The organism is Pseudoalteromonas sp. SG44-5, from assembly GCF_014164175.1.
In the GTDB taxonomy this organism is placed as follows: Bacteria; Pseudomonadota; Gammaproteobacteria; order Enterobacterales; family Alteromonadaceae; genus Pseudoalteromonas; species Pseudoalteromonas nigrifaciens.
The window spans coordinates 1-4,444 of the sequence record NZ_JACJES010000047.1 but is presented as its reverse complement, the minus strand read 5'-3'; the positions used below and the strand labels follow the sequence as shown (position 1 = coordinate 4,444).

Genomic DNA, 4,444 nt, shown 5'->3' with positions numbered 1-4,444 from the left:
CTGCTGACAGCCTTGCTGTTGTAGCCATTTTAATGCGGCTAAGCTTTGCTCTATTGCTTGCTCTACAGGGCAAGAACGCGTTTTAAGGCTTACGACAACCGCATCCGCGTCAACCACAGTGTTACTGTGAGGTACATCGTTAAGTTGTACCGTACGCATACCATGTTCAACGAGGAAACCAGCAATGTCGGTTGCTCCGGTAAAGTCGTCTGCAATTACACCAAGTAACATAATTAGCTCTCCACACCAGGTAACTCAATACCTTTAAAAATTTTTATAACGGCACTGTCGTCTTCTTTGCCAAAACCGGCATTACTGGCGCTGGTAAACATGTTAAGCGCGGTGCTAGTGAGAGGAAGTTCGAACTCGAGATCTCGCGCGGTTTCTGAAACTAAGCCTAAATCCTTAACAAAAATATCAACCATAGAGTTAGGAGAATAGTCACCGTCAACCACATGTTTCATGCGGTTTTCGAACATCCACGAATTACCGGCTGCATTTGTTACAACATCGTACATAAGATTTAAAGGAATATTTGCCCGTGCAGCTAATGCCATTGCTTCAGCACCTGCTGCTATATGTACACCCGCTAATAGCTGGTGAATAATTTTTACCGTTGCGCCTAGCCCTATTTCAAGGCCTATGTTGTAAACTTTTGCGGCGGTTGCCTCTAAAATAGGCGCAAGTTTAGTAAAGGCTGCTGCTGAGCCTGATGCCATAATAGTCATTTCACCGCTAGCTGCTTTTATTGCGCCGCCAGATACCGGGGCGTCTAACATAATAAGCTGATACTCAGCTAAACCCGCTGCAATGTCTTTAGCGTCTTGGGCAGAAATAGTAGCTGATACCATAACGGCTGTGTTTGGCTTAAGGGCACGAGCAAGGCCAGAGTCAAACAATACAGACTTTACTTGTTTTGCATTAATTAACAGTAAAAGTACCGCATCTAGGTCTTTGGCAAAATCATTCGCGTTGCTTGATACCGCTTTAGCGCCATATTCTTTTAATGTTTTTAGCGCTTCAAGGTTTAAATCAACACCGTATACATCAAGTCCTGCACGTACACACGACTGAGCTGCGCCCATTCCCATGGAACCAAGGCCTATAACAGCGACTGATTTGATTGGTTGTTCATTCATCTATTCACCTCGTTTTAAACGTGTATGTGCTTTGTGTTAAATATAGTTAACTATTGTGACTATATGTTAAGGTGATTTGGTCGTCAAGCACTTTAGCTTATAAAACCGACCATTTAGTCATAGATTAGTACTTTAAAGTATTAGGTTGTGTTGTGAATTTATGTGGAATATAGGTAGTTAAAAATAGTAGCTATGGAAGGAGGTAAATATAATTTGTTTTAAATGGCTTAATACTGCCAAGGTCAACACGTCTTAACTAAAGCTAATCATACATTTAACGGGTAAAAGTGTGATTAGCTTTGTTATGTCATATTTTGAATTCGTTTATTTTACGGTTATTTTTTCGTTAGTATTATCTAAAATAACAAACTCGCCATCAGCGCCGCTAAAAAGGCCTGTTTTTAAACCCTCTTCACGTTCATCATGCCATTGATAAGGTTTAAGACCACTACAGCCAGCAAGCATAATTACGCCAAGGAGTAGGAATATTTGTCGCGTTTTTTTATTTAATATGTTCATTAAAATTTCACCCTTGCTCCTACAGATAGCACCTGAATATCGTTAACGTCGCTGCCCATATCTAAATCTAGTGAATAGATGCGGTATGAGGCATACACTTCAGTACCGAATTTATTTAATTGTTGCACAGTGCTTAACCCATAGGCTGTACTTTCGCTTCCTTCATTAGGTAGGTGTTTTGAGCGTGTGTAATCAAGCGAAAAAGCGGTTTGGCCATAGCTCGTATAATTTTTAATTAAACCAAATTTAGCGAATAGATTACTAGGGTTATCTTGGTTTTCACGCTCTAACATACCACCAGAGAGCGTTAAATTTAACCCTGTATTTTCATGAAGTACCGAAACAGAGCCATCATATTGTAAATCAGCATTGGTCAAATTAGGTTCAGCAATAGCGGCTGCGCCAATCACTTTAAGCCCGTTAGCTTGTCCTTCGTACGATAGCGTTGCATCGTATCGACTATCGCTAATAATAGATGTAGCTAAGCTAAAGCCATTAAAAGTAGGTGTATCGTAACGCAGGCGGTTGCGTCGGTTTAGGCCATCAAAACTATTAAAACCATCTAGGATCCTAATGTCAGTTAAAGTGCCACTATTACGCTCTCTAAAAAATAAACCGCCAGCTTGATCCGTCACGTTTGCACTAGCAATAAGTGCTGTGCCTGATAAATCTCTTAAAGCGCTTGAATGTGACGGGGTGAAGCCTTTACCTAACGAAAGCTTACCGTAGCGCTGACTTTCTAGGTACACCTCTGTGTATCGTTGATCGAAAATATTATTAACATCTTGGTTCGTTTGACTTACGTTACCAGATTTGTTAGGTGCAATAGTAAGCTCAATTTTTGCGCCTATAGTCATATCATCACTGGCTGCAACAGTACCTAAAAATTTAATTCTGCTTTCAGCAAAGTCATTATCAACAATGTAAGCATCAACGCTTTCACCATCATCAACAACCGATAGCATTTGGTTTACCCAGCCAGATACAACAAGCTTAGTTTTAGCCTTAGGGTCGGCATGAACTACCTTACTTTGTGGTATTGCAGGCGCTTGCATAGTGACGTCTACATTATCATTGCTTCTGTTTTTTAGTAGGTTAACTTCTTGCTTTAAAGCTTCTAATTGCTGCTGTTGTTTTATAATAAGCTGTTCGAGTCTTTCATTGGTATTTGAGCCATTTTCTTGTGCAGCAACACTATTTATAAAACAAAGTTGACCTGCCAGTAATACGCCAGTAAGTAATTTTTTATTGAAGGGTATTTGATTGTTCATGTACTTTCCTTTATTGAGATATCGGCTCTATGTGTTAATCCTCGTTAATTGTTGTGACTATATGTTTGGATTTTAATATCGTCAAGCAGTTTGTTCACACAACTTACCAATTGATAACATTTTAGGCATGGAAAAATATAAAAATTGTTGAAAGTACGAATGAAATTGCAGAAAAATAAAGTTATTTAACAATAACAAGCATAACTTCACAGTTGCAGGTTGAGTTGATAAGATAGCTACAAAATAATAACTGACATTAGCCATTATGATCCCAGCAGAGCGCCATAAAATAATTTTATCATTACTTTCACAGCAAGATGTTATTAGTATCAATGAATTAGTTGATAATCTTGCGGTATCTCACATGACTATTCGTCGTGATATTGCAAAGTTAGAAAAAGATGGCAAAGTATTATCGGTATCAGGGGGAGTGCAGTTAACTACAATATTACATAATGAGCCATCTCATGACGCGAAAGCGCACCAGAATGCAGCAGAAAAAGCAGTAATTGGCAAACTAGCAAGTCAATTTGTGCCTGAAAATGCATCGGTTTATCTTGATGCTGGTACCACTTCACTTGAAATTGCACGTCATTTAGCACCTCGAAATGATTTACTCTTTATTACTAACGACTTTATGATTGCCATGTATTTAATGAAACATAGTTCGAGTGAACTTTACCATACAGGTGGCCGTGTCGATCGTGACAATCAATCGAGTGTGGGCAGCAAAGTGGCCGATTTTTTAAATGGCATGAATATAGACGTTGCGTTTGTTTCTACTTCATCTTGGAACTTACGAGGACTTTCTACGCCGAGTGAACCAAAAGTTATCATTAAAAAAGCAGTTGCTAAGGCTGCACAAAAGATAATTTTAATATCTGATTCTTCTAAATATGGAAAGATCGGCACCTTCCACGCACTCGATATTGAATGCTTTGATATAATTATAACCGATAGCGCTTTTCCAGAAAGTGTCCGTAATGAGCTTGAAGAAAAAGGCATTCAAGTAGCCGTAGGCTGATTTTAATAGTAGCAGCGGAGTAAACGGTATTTTATTAAATACCGTTTTATTTTCTTCGTTTATAAAACCACTCATCGTGTACTGATCTCAGTAACTAAAAAGCTTCCTTTGCTTGTGCAAAGCATTGAATACATCTTTATAGAAATTTTCCGAGAAAACCCATTGATCGACGCGAAGCGGCGTCGATGGGATGAATCGGAATAGTTAGCCCTGCTCTTGAATGTATTTTCGAATTGTATCAGCAGCCGCATTTCCAACAGAGCAAACAAAATATCCGTCAGACCAAAATGTTTTTTTAACCCAGAATTGCTTTTTAAACCATTTAAATCTCGACCATAGACTTTGCGTTGTAGATTGTTTAATTCCCCTAACGTAACTCGCAACGCTGATATTGGGAGAGATCGTTAGCAATATGTGTATATGATCTTTGTCCACCTCGATCTCTTCGATATTAAATTCTGAGCGCTCTGCAATTTCAGTGATTTTTTGTT

At 38.9% G+C, this 4,444-nt stretch carries 6 protein-coding genes; 1 reads left to right on the top strand and 5 read right to left on the bottom strand.

What is annotated here, in order from left to right:
- The 4 genes from H5079_RS18055 to H5079_RS18040 all read right to left on the bottom strand — a co-directional run.
- Positions 1–231, bottom strand: a 231-nt coding sequence (locus H5079_RS18055) for a four-carbon acid sugar kinase family protein (RefSeq protein ID WP_220489018.1), incomplete at its 3' end; no start/stop codon positions are given.
- Between the two features lie 2 nt (positions 232–233).
- A complete protein-coding gene (gene ltnD, locus H5079_RS18050) occupies positions 234–1,139 on the bottom strand; it encodes an L-threonate dehydrogenase (protein WP_182684612.1) in 906 nt (301 codons plus the stop codon).
- Positions 1,140–1,463: 324 nt separating this feature from the next.
- The gene (locus H5079_RS18045) at positions 1,464–1,658 is read right to left on the bottom strand and encodes a hypothetical protein (protein ID WP_058374040.1); all 195 of its coding nucleotides are present in this window, start codon (positions 1,656–1,658) and stop codon (positions 1,464–1,466) included.
- The gene (locus H5079_RS18040) at positions 1,658–2,929 is read right to left on the bottom strand and encodes a porin (protein ID WP_182684611.1); all 1,272 of its coding nucleotides are present in this window, start codon (positions 2,927–2,929) and stop codon (positions 1,658–1,660) included. Before H5079_RS18040 ends, H5079_RS18045 begins: the two co-directional genes overlap by 1 nt.
- Before the next feature lie 265 nt (positions 2,930–3,194).
- Here H5079_RS18040 and H5079_RS18035 point away from each other — a divergent pair, with 265 nt between their 5' ends.
- Positions 3,195–3,953 (top strand): DeoR/GlpR family DNA-binding transcription regulator, encoded by a 759-nt coding sequence (locus H5079_RS18035; RefSeq protein ID WP_058374038.1) that lies wholly within the window; start codon positions 3,195–3,197, stop codon positions 3,951–3,953.
- A 204-nt stretch (positions 3,954–4,157) separates the two neighbouring features.
- Here H5079_RS18035 and tnpA read toward each other — a convergent pair.
- Positions 4,158–4,444: IS200/IS605 family transposase (gene tnpA / locus H5079_RS18030; protein ID WP_182684610.1), on the bottom strand; the 287-nt coding region annotated here is incomplete at its 5' end.